Annotated in this window: 24 protein-coding genes and 1 pseudogene; 15 read left to right on the top strand and 10 right to left on the bottom strand. The window is 42.1% G+C overall.

The genetic code is table 11. The annotated features are described in order from the left end of the window. Positions 1–125 precede the first annotated feature (125 nt). Together AC0T5Z_RS01105 and AC0T5Z_RS01110 are read right to left on the bottom strand one after the other, a co-directional pair. Positions 126–263 (bottom strand): annotated as a pseudogene (locus tag AC0T5Z_RS01105) (IS5/IS1182 family transposase); the annotation flags it as partial. Positions 264–364: 101 nt separating this feature from the next. Then, positions 365–1,285: a Dyp-type peroxidase gene (locus tag AC0T5Z_RS01110; RefSeq protein ID WP_435337584.1), complete on the bottom strand. Its 921-nt coding sequence runs from the start codon at positions 1,283–1,285 to the stop codon at positions 365–367. Positions 1,286–1,444: 159 nt separating this feature from the next. Here AC0T5Z_RS01110 and AC0T5Z_RS01115 point away from each other — a divergent pair, with 159 nt between their 5' ends. Further along, positions 1,445–2,065: a LysE family transporter gene (locus AC0T5Z_RS01115; protein ID WP_435337585.1), complete on the top strand. Its 621-nt coding sequence runs from the start codon at positions 1,445–1,447 to the stop codon at positions 2,063–2,065. 113 nt (positions 2,066–2,178) lie between these two features. Then, a complete protein-coding gene (locus AC0T5Z_RS01120) occupies positions 2,179–2,577 on the top strand; it encodes a hypothetical protein (RefSeq protein WP_435337586.1) in 399 nt (132 codons plus the stop codon). Here AC0T5Z_RS01120 and znuB read toward each other — a convergent pair. Genes znuB through AC0T5Z_RS01135 form a run of 3 tightly spaced genes read right to left on the bottom strand, consistent with a single transcriptional unit; the run spans position 2,574 to position 4,636 of the window. After that, the gene (gene znuB / locus AC0T5Z_RS01125; RefSeq protein WP_291336558.1) at positions 2,574–3,374 is read right to left on the bottom strand and encodes a zinc ABC transporter permease subunit ZnuB; all 801 of its coding nucleotides are present in this window, start codon (positions 3,372–3,374) and stop codon (positions 2,574–2,576) included. The two genes, AC0T5Z_RS01120 and znuB, sit on opposite strands and share 4 nt — an antisense overlap. Before the next feature lie 3 nt (positions 3,375–3,377). Continuing rightward, complete coding sequence (gene znuC / locus AC0T5Z_RS01130) at positions 3,378–4,166, bottom strand: zinc ABC transporter ATP-binding protein ZnuC (protein WP_435337587.1); 789 nt, start codon at positions 4,164–4,166, stop codon at positions 3,378–3,380. Further along, on the bottom strand, positions 4,142–4,636 hold the full coding sequence (locus AC0T5Z_RS01135; protein WP_291336562.1) for a transcriptional repressor: 495 nt from the start codon (positions 4,634–4,636) through the stop codon (positions 4,142–4,144). The genes znuC and AC0T5Z_RS01135 overlap by 25 nt, the downstream gene beginning before the upstream one ends. Before the next feature lie 135 nt (positions 4,637–4,771). Here AC0T5Z_RS01135 and AC0T5Z_RS01140 point away from each other — a divergent pair, with 135 nt between their 5' ends. From AC0T5Z_RS01140 to AC0T5Z_RS01185, 10 genes are all read left to right on the top strand, one after another. Continuing rightward, complete coding sequence (locus tag AC0T5Z_RS01140; RefSeq protein ID WP_291336564.1) at positions 4,772–5,611, top strand: metal ABC transporter solute-binding protein, Zn/Mn family; 840 nt, start codon at positions 4,772–4,774, stop codon at positions 5,609–5,611. Positions 5,612–5,783: 172 nt separating this feature from the next. Further along, positions 5,784–6,176: an ATP synthase subunit I gene (locus AC0T5Z_RS01145; RefSeq protein ID WP_104989260.1), complete on the top strand. Its 393-nt coding sequence runs from the start codon at positions 5,784–5,786 to the stop codon at positions 6,174–6,176. 112 nt (positions 6,177–6,288) lie between these two features. Next, complete coding sequence (gene atpB / locus AC0T5Z_RS01150) at positions 6,289–7,164, top strand: F0F1 ATP synthase subunit A (protein WP_435337588.1); 876 nt, start codon at positions 6,289–6,291, stop codon at positions 7,162–7,164. Positions 7,165–7,244: 80 nt separating this feature from the next. Continuing rightward, positions 7,245–7,490 carry a F0F1 ATP synthase subunit C gene (gene atpE / locus AC0T5Z_RS01155; RefSeq protein ID WP_104989258.1) on the top strand — a complete coding sequence of 82 codons (246 nt, stop codon included), beginning with the start codon at positions 7,245–7,247 and terminating at the stop codon, positions 7,488–7,490. Between the two features lie 39 nt (positions 7,491–7,529). Next, the gene (locus AC0T5Z_RS01160) at positions 7,530–8,000 is read left to right on the top strand and encodes a F0F1 ATP synthase subunit B (RefSeq protein ID WP_291337642.1); all 471 of its coding nucleotides are present in this window, start codon (positions 7,530–7,532) and stop codon (positions 7,998–8,000) included. A 14-nt stretch (positions 8,001–8,014) separates the two neighbouring features. Further along, a complete protein-coding gene (locus AC0T5Z_RS01165) occupies positions 8,015–8,551 on the top strand; it encodes a F0F1 ATP synthase subunit delta (RefSeq protein ID WP_435337589.1) in 537 nt (178 codons plus the stop codon). Positions 8,552–8,591: 40 nt separating this feature from the next. Further along, on the top strand, positions 8,592–10,136 hold the full coding sequence (atpA, locus tag AC0T5Z_RS01170; RefSeq protein WP_019837172.1) for a F0F1 ATP synthase subunit alpha: 1,545 nt from the start codon (positions 8,592–8,594) through the stop codon (positions 10,134–10,136). Positions 10,137–10,219: 83 nt separating this feature from the next. Beyond that, positions 10,220–11,089, top strand: a complete 870-nt coding sequence (gene atpG, locus AC0T5Z_RS01175) for a F0F1 ATP synthase subunit gamma (RefSeq protein WP_096902733.1) — start codon at positions 10,220–10,222, stop codon at positions 11,087–11,089. A gap of 29 nt (positions 11,090–11,118) precedes the next feature. Continuing rightward, entirely contained in the window at positions 11,119–12,513 is a 1,395-nt protein-coding gene (atpD, locus tag AC0T5Z_RS01180) for a F0F1 ATP synthase subunit beta (RefSeq protein ID WP_291337651.1), read from the top strand. 27 nt (positions 12,514–12,540) lie between these two features. After that, positions 12,541–12,960 (top strand): F0F1 ATP synthase subunit epsilon, encoded by a 420-nt coding sequence (locus tag AC0T5Z_RS01185; RefSeq protein WP_019837174.1) that lies wholly within the window; start codon positions 12,541–12,543, stop codon positions 12,958–12,960. A 79-nt stretch (positions 12,961–13,039) separates the two neighbouring features. Here AC0T5Z_RS01185 and AC0T5Z_RS01190 read toward each other — a convergent pair whose 3' ends face one another. Together AC0T5Z_RS01190 and AC0T5Z_RS01195 are read right to left on the bottom strand one after the other, a co-directional pair. Continuing rightward, on the bottom strand, positions 13,040–13,636 hold the full coding sequence (locus AC0T5Z_RS01190; protein ID WP_435337590.1) for a hypothetical protein: 597 nt from the start codon (positions 13,634–13,636) through the stop codon (positions 13,040–13,042). Positions 13,637–13,798: 162 nt separating this feature from the next. Next, entirely contained in the window at positions 13,799–14,344 is a 546-nt protein-coding gene (locus AC0T5Z_RS01195) for a glutathione peroxidase (RefSeq protein ID WP_435337591.1), read from the bottom strand. Between the two features lie 283 nt (positions 14,345–14,627). On the opposite strand from AC0T5Z_RS01195, the gene AC0T5Z_RS01200 reads away from it, so the two are divergent. Further along, on the top strand, positions 14,628–15,536 hold the full coding sequence (locus AC0T5Z_RS01200; protein ID WP_435337592.1) for a DMT family transporter: 909 nt from the start codon (positions 14,628–14,630) through the stop codon (positions 15,534–15,536). A 391-nt stretch (positions 15,537–15,927) separates the two neighbouring features. Here the strand turns inward: AC0T5Z_RS01200 and tsaC are convergent, their stop codons facing one another. Genes tsaC through AC0T5Z_RS01215 form a run of 3 tightly spaced genes read right to left on the bottom strand, consistent with a single transcriptional unit; the run spans position 15,928 to position 18,944 of the window. Further along, the gene (tsaC, locus tag AC0T5Z_RS01205) at positions 15,928–16,497 is read right to left on the bottom strand and encodes an L-threonylcarbamoyladenylate synthase type 1 TsaC (protein ID WP_291337660.1); all 570 of its coding nucleotides are present in this window, start codon (positions 16,495–16,497) and stop codon (positions 15,928–15,930) included. A gap of 48 nt (positions 16,498–16,545) precedes the next feature. Continuing rightward, the gene (gene dprA, locus AC0T5Z_RS01210; protein WP_291337662.1) at positions 16,546–17,769 is read right to left on the bottom strand and encodes a DNA-processing protein DprA; all 1,224 of its coding nucleotides are present in this window, start codon (positions 17,767–17,769) and stop codon (positions 16,546–16,548) included. A 17-nt stretch (positions 17,770–17,786) separates the two neighbouring features. Beyond that, complete coding sequence (locus AC0T5Z_RS01215) at positions 17,787–18,944, bottom strand: LysM peptidoglycan-binding domain-containing protein (RefSeq protein WP_435337593.1); 1,158 nt, start codon at positions 18,942–18,944, stop codon at positions 17,787–17,789. 119 nt (positions 18,945–19,063) lie between these two features. On the opposite strand from AC0T5Z_RS01215, the gene def reads away from it, so the two are divergent. Both def and AC0T5Z_RS01225 read left to right on the top strand, forming a co-directional pair. Continuing rightward, positions 19,064–19,594 (top strand): peptide deformylase, encoded by a 531-nt coding sequence (gene def, locus AC0T5Z_RS01220; protein WP_435337594.1) that lies wholly within the window; start codon positions 19,064–19,066, stop codon positions 19,592–19,594. A gap of 101 nt (positions 19,595–19,695) precedes the next feature. Next, positions 19,696–20,136, top strand: coding sequence for a DUF2946 family protein (locus AC0T5Z_RS01225; protein ID WP_435337595.1), 441 nt, complete (start codon positions 19,696–19,698; stop codon positions 20,134–20,136). Positions 20,137–20,151 lie beyond the last annotated feature (15 nt).

A 20,151-nucleotide genomic window follows, 5' to 3' on the forward strand; every position in this document is an offset into this window, starting at 1 on the left:
TATATGTAAGGCATTTGCATGCTTTTATTATGCTAAAGCTTAATGATGACCTTTTTATGTAGAACGCTGAGATGACTCAGTAAAAATAAAAAAAGTTTTGATAAAATAATAAATTTCTTCACCTCTCCTTGTTTGCCTTTGTCTGGAGCACAACAGTGTTTGGCAGGAGCGAACCAAATGGTAATATTTCCCCAATTAATGAGAGCTCGGTCATATGAAGACCAGTGGGTTGTAGGATAAATTTTAGGTTTAGGCTTATTCATTTGAAAAATTATATTGTGGAATAAGCCTTAGAGATAGGTTGTGCAACACAGCCAAATAGTATGAAGTCGCTGATATTATACGACTTCATACTGATTGCAGACTAATCTTCCAAAACTTCTTCTAGCAGCTCTTCACTTGGGGCAAAGTAATATGCGCCATCCAAGGCAGTCACAAAGTGCAATAAACGGTCATGGATGCCATCACCTGAAGTACCAAACATACGTTCTAACATGGCATCAATAATGCTCAAATCTTTGGTATAGGCAATAAAGAATAAACCCTGATCGCCCTTGCCATCACCATAAGGTAAAGAGTGGCGCAAAATTTCCATCTCATTGCCTGTATCATCTTCAACGACTGTACGTGACACGTGCGAATTTTCAGGCTGTACATCTTCGTCTAATTCAATCGATTCTAGTTTGGTTCTTCCAATCACCTGCTGTTGGGCATCGACTTTGAGCTTTTTCCATTTTTCTAAATCGTGGCAATAGCGCTGTGCAAAAATAAAAGAACCATCGGCAAACACGCCTGCATCTTCACCTAAAAGTGCAACTTCGGCACGATCGTCTGGAAATTGTGGGTTTTCGGTACCATCTATAAAGCCAGTGATGTCGCGTCCATCAAAATAACGGAAACAGACCCGTTCATCCAAGACTTCAATTTTGTCTTGAATCCCCTCAAAAAATGCCTGACTGAGTGCAAAGCAAATATCTGCACGGGCACTGGCGAGATGAATAATCACATCGGCAGGCACGACAGGCATTGGGTACGCCCCTTGAATCGGTTGTAATTGTTTAAAACCTTCTGGAGATTGCTGATAGAGCTGTGCCCAAAGTTCAGGGCCAAAAGCAACGGCAGTTTTAATTTGGGCATGTGGATGTTGGGTAATCAAACGATCCCGTGTGCTTAACAAGTCAGCCAATTTTTCTTTTAATTCAGCAATGCTTAAGTCTTTTAAACGAAATACAAGAAAGCGAGCATGATCTGAAGGTAGTGGTAAAATTACAGATTGGGCAGTCATGTATAGCTCCTGAAAATTTGTTGTTTTCTATAAAGTTGACTTTATTGTGCCTGATTGTATGCAGGCTTAATAGCCTGAACCCGATTTTATTCAATGTTTTTAGTCATGGGATTAAGTGAAATATCATATAATACACTGTCTTGTGAAAAGCGGCGATGTATGTCTTATCAAGTTTGGATTGCGTTTATGTTGGCCTGTTGGGTGATTAGTGTTTCACCTGGCGCGGGTGCAATTGCCTCGATGTCGAGCGGTTTGAATTATGGTTTTCGACACGGTTATTGGAATGCGATTGGTCTACAACTCGCTTTATTAGTGCAAATCGCGATTGTAGCTGCAGGGGCAGGGGTGTTATTCGCGACAACCCCTTGGGCATTTCTGATTGTGAAATGGTTTGGTGTGGCATATTTGTTATATCTAGCGTATTTGCAATGGGCAGCACCTGCTCAGTCGATTGAAATTCAACACGAGTTGACGCGCAAATCTGCTGGAAAATTGGTGATGTACGGCTTTTTGGTCAATATGAGCAATCCCAAAGCAATAGTATTTTTATTGGCTGTTTTACCGCAATTTTTAGATTTATCTAAACCACAATGGACGCAATATGCAATTATGGCACTGACCATGATTAGTATTGATTTGATTGTGATGGCAGGCTATACGGGCTTAGCTGCAAAAGTTTTACGTTTATTAAGATCACCGAAGCAGCAAAAAGTCATGAATCGTACTTTTGCTGCATTGTTTGCAGGTGCTGCTTTTTTGTTGAGTTTGGTGCATCAGTAATGCCTTCAATTACGCAAAAGTGTACGCTGTAATTATAAAAATAGATTGAGATATATATATTGAAAATAAAGGGTATTCCGCGAGCACTTTATTGGCAACATTGGTGGATCAGTATGTTGCTTTTGAGTTTTTCAACTTTAATAGCAATTGGATTAGCGATTCAGTTTTCAGTGGATAACGTGTTTTGGCCAATTGCTTTGATGGTGCATTTGAGTATCAATTTCTTTTTTTCTTTTGTATTTGCCGCCTTACAAACTTATTTTAAACATACCCTGTGGCAAAGTGTGGTGTTGATTAATATTACGGCTGTGTTGTTGATTGCCATTCATGCAATGTTTTATCTACAAAAAATAGATTGGAATGCTGTTTCAGAAGGTCAGCAGCAATTGAGTCTTTTACAGCAAGTGATTCACAGTGATATAGCACTGTGGATTGTGTATATGCTGCCATTTTTGGTTGTAATGCTCATTGCTGCAATACAAAAATATAGACATTCATTAACGAAAAACTAAGCCATCGTTCTGACTTTTTGCACGCTAAAAATCACCGTAAAAATGATTGCCATAGTCATCACAATGCTTAAACCTGTCGAAATATTCAAGCCTGCGCTTGACCATAAACCTACGCTGACTGCAATTTGTGCCACAATAAACGCCCAAATCACCATTTGCTTAGGCGAGTGAGCCAATAAACGTGCGGTTAAGGCAGGAATCACCAACAATGCACCCATTAATAAAGAGCCGACTGCACGTAAAGCCAATACCGTAAATAATGCCAATAACAACATAAAAATCAGACGTTGCCATTGTGCATTCACGCCTTCACTGACCGCAATATCAGGGTCAATTGCAATTTGAATTTGTCCCTGCCAAAATTTGTAGAGTACCGTTAAGGCTGCAATAATGACCAAAGCAAATACAGGTAAATCTGCCCATGAAATGGTGAGTAAATCGCCAAATAAATAGCTCAGCAATTCAGGACGTAAACTCGGAATATGCTGAATAAAGAGTAAACCTGAACAGAGCAAGGTTGCAGAGCAGAGCGCCAATAATGCATCATTTGGCAACCGTGGATCATGTAAAATCCACAAAACACCTACTAATAATAATGCCAAGAATGTCACGCCCAGCCACAGAGGTAAACTTAACGCACCTGCAATCGCCACACCCAATAAAGTGCCATGTGCCATGGTATCGGCAAAAAAGGACATGCGTCGCCAAAGCATTAAACAGCCAAGTGGGGCGGTCAAAAATACCAATAAACTGCCCATGATCCATGCAGGTAACAGCAAGTGTAGCCAATCCATCATGGGTTAAGCTTCCGATTCAGGGTGAATATGAGGACGTGAATCATGCTGACAAGGCTCGGCAAGGTCACCATGCGCGCAGTGATCATGATGATGTTGATAGAACACCCGATTGGTTCCAAAAATGGCTTGGTATTCAGGATGTTGCTGTACATTTTCGGGCAAACCGCTACAGCAAATGTGTTTATTTAAACATACCACACGATGCGTACCTTGCATGACCCATTGCAAATCATGCGACACCATCAACACCGCACAGCCATATTTGCTCGGTAAGTTGCGCACATAGTCATACAGTTCAGCTTCGGACTGAATATCTAGTCCTTGCATCGGCTCATCCAGTACCAAAATATCGGGTTGACGCAATAAAGCACGTGCCAGTAAAACCCGCTGCCGCTCACCACCAGACAGTTGTTGTACTTTAGAATCTTGCAGTTTGGCAATTCCGGTATCGCGGATAATTTCTGCTTTAATTGCGTTTGGACATTTTTCTAAGGCCAGTAAATCCTTCACTCGTAAAGGTAAGCTGTGAGAAGGATTAAACTTTTGCGGTACATAAGAAAAGGTTAGTTTACGAGAATTTACTCGCTTGCCTGCATTTGGTTTTACAATGCCAAGCAAGACTTTAATTAAAGTCGATTTTCCTGCACCATTGGGGCCAATTAGCGTGACAATTTCACGCGCATGCAATTCAAAATCGACATTTTTTAAAATATCGCGCTCATCAATGCGCACCTGAATATTGTGCAAGGCGATGAGTGGTGCAGTGGTTATTTGCTGTTGCACTGCTGACATTTTCCAGAAATCTCAATAATGCTGTGATGCGGGCTAAAGTGGTCAGAAACTGCCAATTGATCCAATTGCTCTAATAAAGCTTGCGCTGAAGCTTCTTTAACGACTTTGCATTCCGTACAGATCAAAAATGCCGCTTGGTGTCCTTCACGTGGATGACAACAAGGAATATAGGCATTGATTGAAGTCAAACGGTGAATTAGTCCTTTTTCCAGTAAAAAGTCCAAAGTACGGTACACCGTTGGCGGTGCCGCAGGACGATCAGACTCACTTTTAATTTTCGCCAATAAATCATAAGCACCCATTGGTGCAGATGCCTTGAGAATGAGTTCCAACACTTCTTTACGTAGTGGTGTTAAACGAGCGCCTGTTGCCACACATAAACTTTCAGCTTCGGCAAGACGTTGATTGACATTGTGATGGTCGTGAACGCCATGTAATGCATTGTGATGCTCGTGCGAACATAAGCTCATAGCCACCCCAGTTGAACTTTAAAAGAAAAACGACAGTAAATCTTAGCATGAAGCGTAATCAGTTTCGATTATACGTAGGTATTTTTATAAATTTGTTATATTATAACATTTATCGATTTTTCGTGATATGCCGCAATGTTTCGTTTATTTAGTTTCTGTTTATTAGCGTTATGCAGTTCTGTCAGCATGGCGCAGGCTTTGGTGGTGTCTACGCATCCTATCTATTTGATTGCCCAAAAAGTCACGCAAAATATCGAAACACCCACGTTATTACTAGCAGATCAAACAGGGCATGATGTATCGCTCACGCCTGCACATCGTAAAACCATCCAAGATGCGGGTTTAATGATTTGGCTAGGTAAAGCACATGAAGCACCGCTAGAACGTGTATTACATCAAAATCCTAAAGCGATTGCTTTATTAGATGCGGGCATTATCAAAACTTTGCCGCAGCGTTCAGAGCGTGGTTTAGCATTAAAAAATACGGTGGACAGTCATGTCTGGCTAGACCCAAACAATGCTGTGCGTATAGGTTTCTTTATTGCCGCACTGCGTTCTCAGCAAATGCCTGAGCATCGTGATGCTTATTGGAACAACGCACGTGCCTTTGCGCAGAGTTTATACAAAAGTGCAAGTCAGTTTCAGACTCAAACTGCAGCACAGCCATATTGGGCCTATCACGATGCCTATCAATATTTAGAACGTGCCCTGAATTTAAAATTTGCAGGCTCATTGACCAATGATCCGCATATTGCCCCAACGGTTGCTCAAATCAAATATTTGAACGATCATCGCCCAAATCCAAAAATGTGCCTGCTTGCTGAAGGACATGCCAGTAAAAATCAGTATATGAAATTGAATCCAATTGTGTTTCAAAAGGTCGATGAAAGCATGCGCGGCGCAGATGATTTTGTGCAAGCTTGGCAGCAATTAGCCAAACAAACTAAGGCTTGTGTATTAAATGCACGAAAATGATGCGTTTTTTAAGCAAAATTGAAATATGACAATTCCGAGACAAACATGCAAAAAAACACGACTAAGGTCGGGAAACGATTGCATGTTCAGGGGGCTAACTCTATAATGCCTGCGATAAAAAACGATCATCAGTTGAACTTGTCAAGCATTTATGCTGTGAGTGGATAAATAAATGAGCCGAACTAGTCGCTTGATTGACCGACGATTAGCGAAAGCTTTGGTCTTCCTACAAGCATTAATGATTCCAGTCTCAGGTCTTTTGGCTTGGGTGGTGAAGGATACGACAGCTGCCATCAGCGCTGCACTTGGTGCACTCGTCTGTTGGTTGGCAAGCTGCTACTTTACGTGGCAGTCGTTTCGTACAGCAGGTGCTCGAGCTTCGCAACAGGTTTATGTGAACATGTTTAGGGGCTTAATGGGTAAGTTTGCGATTGTGATCGTAGGATTCATTTTGATTTTGAGTAATGTCAAACCGTTGTCAGCGGGGGCATTGTTCTGTGGTTTTATTCTCGTTCAAGCCATGTCGTGGGTCGCACCTTTTTGTGTGTCACGTCTAAAACGATGAGTATCAGCACAAGCAAAAATTGAAAAGTTTTTTGGAGTTGAGCGAGATATCAAGCAGCACGCGATGTTCGCTTATCTCTATATTAGTATTTGACATTGACCAGGTGTGATTTATGGCTGCTGAAGAACATGCCCTTACTTCGACCGAGTATATCAAGCATCACTTGACTAACATGACGTATGGCAAAATGCCAGACGGTTCTTGGAAGTTAGCTGAAACTGCTGAAGAAGCTCAACAGATGGGGTTCACTGCTATTCATTTGGATTCAATGGGTTGGTCTATCGGACTGGGTCTGATTTTCTGTTTTCTGTTCTGGGTTGTGGCGAAAGCTGCAAACGCTGGTGTTCCGACCAAGTTCCAGTCTGCAATTGAAATGATTATCGAGTTTGTTGACTCAAATGTTCGCGACACTTTTCATGGCAAATCGCGTTTAATCGCACCGCTTGCATTGACCATTTTCGTGTGGATTTTCCTCATGAACGCAATGGACTTAATCCCAGTTGACTTTATCCCGTATACAGCTCAATTGATTGGTGCACACGTATTTGGCATGGACCCGCATCACGTCTACTTTAAGATTGTTCCAACAACAGATATCAACGTGACTTTAGGTATGTCGTTGTCTGTTTTTGCTTTGATCTTCTTCTACGGTATTCGTGCGAAAGGTTTAGGTGGTTTTGCAGGCGAATTTGCATTCAACCCGTTTAGTTCAAATAATATTGTATTTAAAATTTTACTAGTTCCAGTAAATTTAGTTTTAGAGTTAGCGACTTTCCTAGCGCGTCCAGTTTCATTGGCTCTACGACTGTTTGGTAACATGTATGCAGGTGAGTTAATCTTCATTCTGATTGCACTATTACCGTTCTGGATCCAATGGGCATTGTCTGTACCTTGGGCAATTTTCCATATTCTTGTAATTACACTGCAAGCTTTCGTATTTATGATGTTGACCATCGTGTACTTAAGTATGGCAAGTGAAAAACATTAATCGTATTTTTTTATCTAATTGTTCGTTAATGGTTAGATGATTATTAGTTTTGATTTAACCTAACATTTGAGGATTTTTTCATGGAATTAGTACTTGGTTTGTCTGCTATTGCAGTCGCAATCTTAATTTCTTTTGCTGCATTAGGTACTGGTATTGGTTTCGCACTATTAGGTGGTCGTTTCCTAGAAGCTGTTTCTCGCCAGCCTGAACTTGCTCCACAACTTCAAACACGTATGTTCATCGTAGCGGGTCTTCTTGATGCGATCCCAATGATCAGTGTTGGTATTGGCTTATTTATCCTATTCGCTAATCCATTTGTAGGTTAATCAGCTTAATTCCGAAATTCACTATTTGAGGAATTTGCAATGAATATCAACCTCACATTGTTTGGCCAAGCGATTGCATTTGCGATTTTCGTCGCATTCTGCATGAAGTTTGTATGGCCACCACTAATCAATGCGATTAGTGAGCGTCAGCGTCGTATTGCTGACGGCTTAAATGCAGCTGAAAAAGCCAAAGCTGATCTTGCCGATGCGCAAGCTCAAGTAAAGGCTGAATTGGATGCAGCTAAAGCACAAGCGGCTCAATTGATCGAACAAGCGAATCGTCGTGCAGCACAATTGGTAGAAGAAGCGCGTACCCAAGCATCTGCTGAAGGTGAGCGTATTCGTCAACAAGCGAAAGAAGCTGTTGATACAGAAATCAATGCTGCTCGCGAAGAATTACGTCAACAAGTAGCTGCGCTTGCAGTAGCTGGTGCAGAGAAAATTCTTAGCCAGCAAGTTGACGCAGAAGCTCACAATGCCATGCTGACTCAGCTGGCTGCTAAACTTTAAGAGAGAGGCAGATTATGGCTGAACTCTTGACGTTGGCACGCCCCTACGCTAAAGCAGCATTTGCTTACGCTTCTGAGCAAGGTGCAACTGACAATTGGTCAACAGCACTTAACTTGCTCAGTGCTGCGGTGCAAGACGAAGCATTTTCAGCTTACTTAAATCGCCCTGAGCTTACGCCTGCTGAGCAGGTGAGTATTTTTGCCAAAGTTTTAGGTGAATACCAAACTGCAGCAGTGTCAAACTTTTTGACATTGCTTGCTGAAAACAACCGTTTGGCTTTGCTTCCTGAAATTCAAGCAGAATACGAACAGCTCAAATCACAGAATAACAACAATGTGGACGTCGTAATTGAATCGGCTTTCCCATTGTCTGCTGAGCAGGAACAAGTGTTGAAAGCGGCGCTAGAAAAGCGTTTCAACAGCACTGTTTCTATTGCAGTAGAAGTCAACCCAGCTTTAATAGCGGGTGTGGTTATTCGTGCAGGCGACCAAGTGATAGATGATTCTGCACTTAACAAGCTGGAAAAAATGCGGACACGTCTTTTAGCTTAATTGCGAAGACTGAACTAATAAAAGATTGAGGTATAGCGCAATGCAACAACTGAATCCATCCGAGATCAGTGCGCTCATTAAACAGCGTATCGGCGATCTGGACACCAGCGCGACCGCTAAAAACGAAGGTACCATTGTTATGGTATCCGACGGTATTGTGCGCATTCACGGCCTTGCTGATGCAATGTACGGTGAAATGATCGAATTCGACGGCGGCTTATTTGGTATGGCACTGAACCTAGAACAGGATTCAGTGGGCGTCGTTGTTTTAGGTAACTACTTAAGCCTTCAAGAAGGTCAAAAAGCTCGTTGCACAGGTCGTGTATTAGAAGTTCCGGTTGGTCCTGAACTTTTAGGCCGTGTGGTAGATGCTTTGGGTAACCCAATTGATGGTAAAGGCCCTATTGATGCAAAATTAACTGATGCTGTAGAAAAAGTAGCACCAGGCGTAATTTGGCGCCAATCAGTGGATCAACCTGTACAAACTGGTTATAAATCAGTAGATACAATGATCCCTGTAGGCCGTGGTCAACGTGAGTTGATCATTGGTGACCGTCAAACTGGTAAAACAGCAATGGCGATCGATGCGATCATCGCTCAGAAAAACTCTGGCATTAAGTGTGTATACGTAGCAATTGGTCAAAAACAATCGACTATCGCAAACGTAGTACGCAAGCTAGAAGAAACTGGTGCTATGGCGTATACAACTGTTGTCGCAGCAGCAGCGGCAGATCCAGCAGCAATGTTGTATCTTGCTCCGTACTCTGGCTGTACAATGGGTGAATATTTCCGTGACCGTGGTGAAGACGCGCTTATCATTTATGATGACTTGTCTAAACAAGCTGTTGCGTATCGTCAAATTTCATTGCTTTTACGTCGTCCACCAGGTCGTGAAGCGTATCCAGGTGACGTGTTCTATCTACACTCGCGTCTACTTGAGCGTGCTTCTCGTGTATCTGCTGACTACGTTGAGAAATTCACTAACGGTGAAGTTAAAGGTCAAACTGGTTCTTTAACTGCATTGCCGATTATTGAAACTCAAGCAGGTGACGTATCTGCATTCGTACCAACCAACGTAATTTCGATTACAGATGGTCAGATCTTCTTAGAAACATCATTATTCAACGCAGGTATCCGTCCTGCTGTGAACGCGGGTATTTCTGTATCGCGTGTTGGTGGTTCTGCTCAAACTAAGATCATCAAAAAATTGTCTGGTGGTATCCGTACCGCTTTGGCGCAATACCGTGAATTGGCAGCGTTTGCTCAGTTCGCTTCTGACCTTGACGAAGCAACTCGTAAGCAACTTGAACATGGTCAACGTGTAACTGAGTTAATGAAGCAGAAACAATATGCGCCATACTCAATTGCCGACCAAGCTGTTTCAGTTTATGCATCTAACGAAGGCTATATGGCTGACGTAGAAGTGAAGAAAATCGTAGACTTTGATGCTGCGTTAATCTCTTACTTCCGTTCAGAACATGCTGCGTTAATGCAACAAATCGATGAAACTGGTGATTTCAACAAAGACATCGAAGCTGCAATCAAAGCAGGTATTGAAAGCTTTAAAGCGACTCAAACTTACTAATTTAGCATTGGCTAGTTAGAGGTTTGGTTCACGGAATCAACCTTCGGAAGCCTGAAAGGGCTTTCGAATACTAGGTTAAGCGTATGGCAAATTTAAAAGAAATTCGCGCCAAAGTTGCTAGTATCAAGAGCACGCAAAAGATTACTCGCGCGATGCAAATGGTTGCTGCTTCTAAGATGCGTCGTGCGCAAGAGCGCATGGCTCAAGGCCGTCCGTATGCCGAAAATATGCACCGTGTAATTGCTCATTTGGTACAGGCGAACCCTGAATACAAACACCGTTATATGATTGAACGCCCAGTTAAGCGCGTTGGTTATATCATTGTGTCTTCAGATCGTGGTTTAGCCGGTGGCTTGAACATTAACTTGTTCAAGAAAGTTGTAAAGCATGTACAGCAACAACAAGAGCAGTCAATTGAAGTTCAGTTTGCTTTAATTGGTCAAAAAGCGGTTTCGTTTTTTAAAAACTACGGCGGTAAAGTGCTTGGTGCAACTACAAACGTAGGTGATGCGCCAAGTCTTGAACAGTTATCTGGTTCTGTGCAAGTGATGTTAGATGCGTACGATAAAGGCGAGTTAGATCGCATTTACCTCGTGTCAAACGGCTTTGTCAATGCCATGACTCAAGATCAGAAAATCGAACAACTTGTTCCTTTAGCAGCTGCTGAAGAAAACAAGACTCTTAACCGTCAATACGGTTGGGACTATATCTATGAACCAGAAGCTGAAGAGCTGTTAAATGGTTTATTGGTTCGTTACATCGAGTCTATGGTTTATCAAGGTGTGATTGAAAACATCGCATGTGAACAGTCTGCACGTATGGTTGCAATGAAAGCTGCAACAGATAACGCAGGTGAACTGATCAAGAGCCTACAACTTATTTATAACAAGCTGCGTCAAGCCGCGATTACTCAGGAAATTTCTGAAATCGTTGGTGGTGCCGCTGCCGTTTAACATTATTAGTTTGAATTGAGGAGACAGCAATGAGTGGCGGTCGTATCATTCAGATCATCGGCGCGGTTATCGACGTCGAGTTTGAACGCAACAGCGTTCCTAAGATCTATGACGCTCTCCAAGTTGACGGTACTGAAACTACATTAGAAGTTCAGCAACAACTTGGTGATGGCGTAGTTCGTACTATTGCAATGGGTTCTACTGAAGGCCTTAAGCGTGGTTTGAACGTAACTAACACTAACGCGCCAATCTCTGTACCAGTCGGTACAGCGACACTTGGTCGTATCATGGACGTTCTTGGTCGCCCGATCGACGAAGCTGGTCCAGTTGCAACTGAAGAGCGTTTACCAATTCACCGTCAAGCGCCTTCTTATGCAGAACAAGCGGCTTCTACTGACCTTTTAGAAACTGGGATTAAAGTGATTGACTTACTTTGCCCGTTCGCGAAAGGTGGTAAAGTTGGTCTGTTCGGTGGTGCGGGTGTTGGTAAAACCGTAAACATGATGGAGTTGATTAACAACATCGCTAAAGCGCACTCAGGTTTATCTGTATTCGCTGGTGTTGGTGAGCGTACTCGTGAAGGTAACGACTTCTATCACGAAATGAAAGACTCTAACGTTCTAGACAAAGTAGCAATGGTCTACGGTCAGATGAACGAGCCACCTGGTAACCGTTTACGCGTAGCGTTAACTGGTTTGACTATGGCTGAGTACTTCCGTGATCAAAAAGACGAGAACGGTAAAGGTCGTGACGTATTATTGTTCGTAGACAACATCTACCGTTATACACTAGCAGGTACTGAAGTATCAGCACTTCTAGGTCGTATGCCATCTGCAGTAGGTTATCAGCCTACACTTGCAGAAGAGATGGGTGTTCTTCAAGAACGTATTACTTCAACTAAGTCTGGTTCGATTACATCTATTCAAGCTGTATACGTACCTGCCGATGACTTAACTGACCCATCACCTGCTACAACGTTCGCGCACTTAGACGCAACTGTAGTATTGAGCCGTGACATTGCATCTCAAGGTATTTACCCTGCGATCGATCCACTAGACTCAACTTCACGTCAGTTAGATCCATTAGTTGTTGGTACTGAGCATTACGAAATTGCTCGTTCGGTTCAAAACGTTCTTCAACGTTATAAAGAATTGAAAGACATTATCGCAATTCTTGGTATGGACGAATTGTCAGAAGAAGACAAACTTATTGTATACCGTGCACGTAAGATCCAACGTTTCTTCTCTCAACCGTTCCACGTAGCTGAAGTATTTACTGGTGCGCCTGGTAAACTTGTACCGCTTAAAGATACAATTCGTGGCTTTAAAGGTCTTCTAGCTGGTGAATACGATCATATCCCAGAACAAGCGTTCTATATGGTTGGTGGTATTGACGAAGTGATTGCTAAAGCCGAGAAACTTTAATTAGCAGCTCTAATTTAGGAGATTCTCATGGCGACTATGCAATGTGATGTTGTAAGTGTAAAAGAGTCTTTGTACTCGGGCACTGTGACTATGCTAATTGCAAAAGGTGCTGGCGGTGAACTCGGTATTATGCCGGGTCACGCACCACTGGTAACTTTGCTTCAGCCGGGTGCAATCCGCGTTCTGCTGGAAAATGGTACAGAAGAATTAATCTATGTATCTGGTGGTGTTCTAGAAGTTCAACCGCATGTTGTTACGATTCTTGCAGATACTGCAGTTCGTGCAGAAAACTTAGATGAAGCGGCAATTATTGAAGCGCGTAAACACGCTGAACAATTGTTGGCAAATCAAAAGAGCGATTTGGACTCTGCTGCTGCTTTGGCTGCTTTGGCTGAAACTGCTGCACAGTTGGAAACTATCCGCAAAATCAAAAACCGTGCAATGTAATTGCTGGTTTAAGATTGAAAAAAGCCACTCGAAAGAGTGGCTTTTTTTATGCTATTTGGAATTGAAGCCTTACATTTGCTTAAGATGCTGTATTGGTGGTTTCAGTTAGCTGATTCGACTCACCTTGTAAAATCATCGCCGCCAGTTTGAGCATTTCAGTTTGAATATTCCCCATTTGCTGTTCCAGTTTTTTAAAGTCCACTTTGCTTAAATCGACTTGACCATTTAAAAATGGCGAAGCCAAAACTTGCTGATTAGCGGTCAATAAGTTTTGACGGATGGTATCAATTTCCTGTGTTTTTAAGTCTAGGCTGCTTAGTGTTTGATTAAAGCCTTGTAATTGCTGTTGTAATTGAGTCGCTAAAATTTGCAATTGTTGTGGATCTTGCGCATCTAAAGCGGTTTGCAACTCAGACTTGGTTTGATTCAATTGTTCGATATATTGACCTGCTTTAAGCTGTAAATCAGCTACATCACGCACAATATAGAACATATTACCACTGCTTAATGGGGCACTGGTTGTATTTGTATTTGTATTGCTATTAGCTGTTGCGTTGGAATCATCTTGGTCTGTTGTAGGCGTTTGTGCCGTGTTCATTTGATCACAGGCGCTGAGTAGAAAGGCAGAACTCAATAGTGCAAACGGAAGTAGTGCCTTCGAAGATACATTTTTCATATTCATGTGATTTTGGGTGTTTGATTATAGTGAATATAAAACGAAAATATGAATAAAAAACAGATTGTTGCAAAGCAATAACAAATATTCGAAGTGTTGTTGAAATGATAAACAGGGACTTGCCGAAGCAAATTCCCTGTATAAAGCGTTCATTGCCAATCATTATTTGGCGAGTTCTGCTGCAATCGCATCCAAAATACGTGGGTCATCTGCGGTTAAATCTGGGGCAAAACGCGCCACAACTTCACCTTGTTTATTCACCAAAAACTTTTCAAAGTTCCACAATACTTCAGGTGGTTCGTTTGGAGTTAAGCCGTAATCAACCAAATCTTTCCGCCAAGGGCCTTCACCAATACGTTCAGGAATTGCTTGCGTTAAAGCCGTGTAGAGAGGATGTTTTTCTGCACCCACGACTGGAATTTTAGCAAACAATGGAAAACTCACCTGATAATTCAGTGAGCAAAATTCCTGAATTTCTGTATCGCTGCCGGGTTCTTGTGCCAAGAAGTCATTTGATGGAAAGGCTAAAATTTCTAAGCCTTGTGCCTGTTTTGCTGCGTAGAGTTGCTGTAAGCCTTCGTATTGCGGGGTTAACCCACATTTTGATGCCACGTTCACGATCAACAACACTTTTCCTGCATATTGATTTAATGTGGTTTCCGTACCCTGATTGGTGTTCACTGCAATGTCATAAACTGAAGTGCGCATAGTTGCTTCCTAGAATCTGTATTTTACCGCTACTGTTGTAACTGTAATTTTTGGGTACAGCAAGTTTTATAGCAAAGAAATTTACGACACTGATGGAATCCCGCATAGCCGTGATATTGCGCAGAAAAATGTCATTCGTATCTGCATTATGTTTTATTAATGGATAAATTGAACGAAAAGTGTCATAAATAGACATGGGTTGTTAGCACTTTGCATCATAAATCAGTTATAGAAAAGGTTTCACAGCAGATATGCTGCTCGGTATAACAAGGATGATGAATACATGATACGGTCAGATAAAGGCGTGTTTTGGGCAATTTTATTGCCATTGATTGCGGTATTGATTTGGTCGTTAAATATTGCGGTGACGCGCTATGTTGCGGCGTATATTTCACTCGTCAGTATCAGTTTTTATCGTTGGTTAATTGCCTTTCTGATTTTAACACCATGGATATTGCCAAAAGTTTGGCAGCAACGTGAGTTAATTCGTCCACATTTGAAACAGTTGGCAGTGCTCAGTGCATTTGGTTTGGTACTGTATCAAGGTCTCAGTTATACCGCAGCCAATTACACCACTGCAACCAATATGGGTATTATTAATGCGTTTATTCCCATGTTTACGATCCTGGTTTCGTTGCTGATCTTAAAAGAGATTCCCACACGATTTGCTGTTTTAGGCTGTATTATTTCATTTTCGGGTTTGTTGTATGTAATTGCACAAGGAGATTTACGTCAACTCAGTCAACTGACAGGGCATGCGGGCGATATGCTCATGGTTTTGGCGGTATTTTTTTACGCCTTTTATGGGGTGTTTTTAAAAAAATGGAATTTAAAATTGCCGCTCATGCTAAGTCTTTATGTACAAATTATATTCGCCTTGCTTTATCATCTGCCATTTATTGTGTGGTTCGGCTTAGATCAATTAAATAGTCAAAATGGTTTAAGTGTGCTGTATGCAGGTATATTTCCATCAATTATTGCACCTTTGGTATGGATGTTGGCTGTTCAATATTTAGGACCAAATCGCACCAGTATTTTTATGAATTTGATGCCTGTTTTTACGGCCATCATTGCATATTTTTGGTTGGCAGAATTGTGGGGGAGTTATCATAGTATCGGTGGATTGATTATTTTAACGGGTATTGTGTTGGCGCAAATGAAAGTGCGTGTACACATTCAAGCAAAAAGTTGAGTTTAGTTGATTATTTATTGGTCAGTTAAAGGTGTATTTAAAATGCTTTTTATTCAAAATTTATTCAGTATTGAGCGTTATGAATTATGACAGTTTTTTTAATTATTCTAAAATAATTGTAAAAATAGTAAGATAATTTAAATTATTAAGAAAAAATGACGAATCTTTTATTGAATATTTATATTTAATTAATAGAAAAAATCTATTTGTATAGTCGACTAAATTACTCCATAATTCACGTACTGGAAATGACCTACTGTATTTCATAATCAGTCAAATATCATTTGCAGCAAGATTTTCAAACCCTCTGGATGTGCTTTTATACACATCCTTTTTATGCTCAACCATCCCTATATGGTTGAGCTTTTTTTTATCTAAAATTTGTCTAAAGCTAGGCGCGAATCACCATCCCAGTCTCTGCATCTAAAATACGGCTGGGTTGCTGACTTAAACCTAAATCACCATTTAAGTAGTGCAATTGTTGTTGGAAATATTGCGTTGCTTCTTGCAAAGAGCGTGCAGGGTCAAGTCCCGCAGGATTGGCACTGGTCGATACAATAAAGCCATCAAAAGCATGGCATAGTGCCATACATAAAGGGTGATTGGTTACGCGCACCGCTACTTTGGGGTGTTGACCTGTAATCCACTCTGGAATTGCGGATGTGCTGGGTAGCAGCCAAGTGGTCGCTCGATCTGTGGGATGAGTATTGGTCCATGACGCAATCACGCGATCTCGTATTTCGGGGCGTAAATCCTGCAGTAAATGCTCCACTTGTGATAGATGTCCTGCCAGTAAAATCACACCTTTTTCAATTGGACGCTGTTTCAGACGTAGAATTTCCAAAAATGCCTGTTGATTATATGGATCACATCCCAATCCCCAAACGGCCTCTGTAGGGTAGGCCAGTACCTGTCCTTGTTGTAGACATGCAGCGGCTTCGGTGACAGAGGTTGTAATCATGGGAGTTTTACCTAAACAGAAATGTGAAATAGGCACTGATTGTGCACCTTATTTGTGTGGACGACAACGCAAATATAAGCCTGATTGCTGTAAACAGAAGCCCATGAGTTCTAGTTCCATTAATGCACTGGTGAGTGTGGCAATATCTAAATTCAGTTGCTGTGCCAAGTAGTCGATGCTTTGTCCGACCCAATCCAGTTGTTGATACAGCGTCAATAAATGCTCTGGAATGTGCGGTGTAGTTGTGTCGGTTGTTTTTGTGGTGGTGCTTAGAAGCGTTGTTTCAGTTTGTGGCGTAGGGGATTCGGCTCTTATCGATGCTGTTGTGACCTGATCTGGTTTTGTCGCCATTTGGTTTTGTTGATATTGCCATTGGGTCGGCAGGGCTAAATCCTCAATCACTTGTTCAGGATGGTCGACCAAAATTGCACCCTCACGAATCAATTGATGGCAACCTTGATGAAATTCACTATAAATATGTCCAGGAATGGCAAATATCAATTTGCCTTGCTCTGCTGCTAATTTGGCGGTAATCAGTGAGCCACTTTTTAAACTGGCTTCAGCAACAATCACGCCTAAACTTAGTCCACTGACAATACGGTTGCGTCGTGGGAAATGTTGCTGTAAGGGTTTGGTGTGCGGTAAAAACTCTGTAATTACGGCACCACCAGATTCCACAATCTGTTGGCGCAGGCTGTGATGTGCACTTGGGTAAGTGCTGTCCAAACCTGTGCCCATGACTGCAATGGTACGTTGATGTTGCAAAGCACCTTGATGTGCGGCCTCATCAATACCTTGTGCCAAACCGCTATTGATAAAGAACCCTTGCTCACTTAAATAATAAGCAAAATCATAAGCTACTTGCCGGCCATGCGGGCTGGCTTTACGACTGCCGACAATTGCAATTTGCGCTTGCAACAAAGCCTGTGCATTGCCTTGTCCAAATAAAATTGGTGGCTTATTGGCATAGGGGTGTAACTGATTCGGATAATCAGCATCATCTAGAGTTAATACAAAATCGCACTGCTGTTGTAGTTGATTCAGACATTGTTCAAAGGCGAGTTGCCCTGTAGGGCTAAGATATTCTTTGGCACGTTGTAGATGGTTGGCATGAATACGCACATCTGACCACGTAAGGAGATGCTCGGGCTGCACTGCGGCAGCCACGGAACCATAATGTTGTACGAGTTTGGAAAAACTGGACAATGAATGTTGAACCAAATACCACAATAAAATGGAGTTGATTTGCTGTGGGCTGAATGAATTCAACATCACCATCTCAAACCGTTTTAGTCATCCATACGCGGTGCTTGTAGGCTAGCACCGACTTTAATAGGCAATTCGCTGTCTAAGACATATGCATAGCTAATGTGGTCAAAGCTCTTGAAGACCATGATATTGCCAATGCGTTCGCCTGGAAGCTGAACACGCTCTTTGGTTTTCGGGTCGGTGACCACTTCGCCTTTTTGCGTTACGCTAAAGACATAACCAGATTGCACGCCATGTAATGTACCGCGATCAACCGCCACAACACTGTGTTTTGCTGCGGTACCAATCGAGCCCATCACGCGTAGCACTTGACCACCTGCGCTGACATTTTCAGCATGCGTTGGATAGAACAGGGTTGGCAACATTGGGTCATAAATTGGTAAGACACGATCACCACGACGCACTTCGGCATTGTAGGTATCGGTCAATTCAAGTGTGGTGATGTCATTTTCGCCACGTACTGCAATACCTGCAGCAACTTGGGTGAGTTCAATGCCTGCATTGAATTTTTGACCATTGGCATCGGTTAGCATGTACGGCTCGCCTTCACGATATACCCCGTAGCGTTGACCTACTTCCAAACCTGCACCACGTGCATACACACTTTGACCTTTGGCGGCTAAAACACGCTGATCAGAAGTACCTAAAATATACGGTGTACCTTGTAACGCATCTGCGGCAATAATGCTGCTGCGCTCTAACCAGTGTTTGATATAGTCAAGTGGAATCACAGGAATGGTATTATTTAAAGATTCCACGCGAATTTGTGGTTGTAAATTGGTGCTCTTGCCTGCATAACGACGGATAATACCTTCGCAACCATCGCCTTCATCTTTACCAATAATTGGACGACCTTCATAGGTACACATCAATAAACGGTCACCCGGGAAAATCCAGTGAGGATTTTTTACGTGACGGTTACTTGCCCAAATTTCAGGCCAACGTAATGGATTGTTCAGGAATTTTTTGGAAATATCCCATAAGGTATCGCCTTTTTTTACCACATACACATTTGGTGCGCTGGCTTTTAAGGCAGGCGGATTGATGTTTCGTGCAGGTGCTGCTTCAGCCACACTGATGGCACTAAGTCCCACTGTGAGACATACCGCGAGTGCTAAAACTTGCTTTTTAAACCCCAAGACACGAAAAGAGGATGTGTCTGTCAAAACCTTTTTCATTATCATAATTCCTAAAATTATGTATGTAGTTGCGTTATAATAACGATCTTACACACATTTTTTTGATGAAGCATTCCTTCATTCGGTTTTTTGATCAATGGCATAAGTGAGGATGTCCCATGGCCTTATTACCTATTTTAAGTTTCCCGGATCCCCGTCTGCGTACCATTGCAAAACCAGTCGAAGAAGTCACCGACGAGATTCGTCAGCTTGCTGCAGATATGCTTGAAACGATGTATGCCGCACCCGGAATTGGTTTGGCTGCAACACAGGTCGATCATCATATTCAGCTGATTGTCATGGATTTATCTGAAAACAAAGATCAACCCATGGTCTTCATTAACCCCAAAATTACCCCATTGACTGAAGAGACCCAACCGTATGAAGAAGGGTGTTTGTCAGTGCCTCAAATATACGACAAAGTTGAGCGTCCGTCACGTGTAAAAATTGAAGCGATTAACCTTGAGGGTCAAACCTTTGAGCTAGAAGCAGATCAACTTCTCGCTGTTTGTATCCAACATGAAATGGATCACTTAAATGGTAAATTATTTGTCGATTATTTATCACCACTCAAAAGACAGCGTGCCCGTGAAAAAGTGGAAAAAGTAGTGCGCCAGCGTCAGAAAGAAAAAGTTGCTGTGAAGCGTTAAAACAAACCACAATCTAGTTGTCCATGTTTAGACCAAAGCATAAAAATCAGCCCAATTTCGATTGGGCTTTGTTATACTTGCGCCACACAAATTCAGGATAGATGTTTTTGTTGTTGCGTAGTGGCTTACTGCTTTCATTTATCGCAGTTTTTTTACAGATTGCTGTATTTTTACAGCCTTTGCTGCCTGAGCAATATCAAGTTGCGCCAGTCTGTGAAACCATCACGCGTGCACTTTTGTTGCCACAATCCCACGCCGTGCATACAAATTCTTCGCATGCTGCACATTCATCTACATCACAGACCGATGATCAGCAACTGACCGTACAGCATGAACATCATCATCACGATGCTTCACATCAATGTCAGTACTGTACGGTATATGGCAATTTAGTCCTGCCACCTGAATTAGAATTGAAAGAAGTGCTTGATCGTATTCAAGTGCGGCTTTTGGCATTTCAAAAACGTTTTCAACACGTTTGGTTTGCACTTCAACAACTCTTTTTACTTCCGCAAGGACGTGCCCCGCCTCACTTTGCATAAATTCAAGATTTTTTC

The organism is Acinetobacter pengchengensis, assembly GCF_982235305.1.